General features: G+C 61.2%; 1 protein-coding gene. It reads right to left on the minus strand.

The features are described 5' to 3' along the window. Positions 1-312, minus strand: a 312-nt coding sequence (locus tag DWY55_RS22480; RefSeq protein WP_243633695.1) for a hypothetical protein, incomplete at its 3' end; no start/stop codon positions are given. Between the last annotated feature and the right edge of the window lie 206 nt (positions 313-518).

The raw sequence follows: 518 nt of genomic DNA on the forward strand, positions 1-518 counted from the left end.
CTCGTACACAAGAGCCGCAGGGATGTGTCCGTTCCGGAAAGCGGGCACACCGAAAAGAAGGGATGGCTCGGTATGCTGTTCTCTGCGGATGATGCCGACAACAAGGACAACAGCCGTGAGACCGACCCGTTCGCCGGCTGGCAGCAAGGCGACACTTGTTACAAATGGCAGGCCAACGGTATGCTTGCCGGGGTGAGGACTCCCGACGGCAGGACGGTTACGTTCGGCTATGACGCCCTCGGCAGAAGAATATCCAAGAGGACGGGCGGCACCGTGCACCGTTTCGGCTGGGACGGCAACGTGGTGCTGCACGAATGGGACACCGACGAAGCCCGGAGACCGAAGCTCGTCACGGACGAGACCGGACGCGAGGAATACGACGGCACGGAGAAGCCGGAGGGCCTTGTGACATGGGTCTATGACGGAACGTCGTTCACTCCTGTGGCGAAGGTCACGGATGGGGAACGCTACACGATAGTGCATGACTACCTCGGTACGCCGACGCAGGCATACGACAG

Origin of the sequence: Bacteroides sp. AF25-38AC, from assembly GCF_003602995.1 — a bacterium.
Lineage (GTDB): Bacteria > Bacteroidota > Bacteroidia > Bacteroidales > Bacteroidaceae > Bacteroides > Bacteroides uniformis.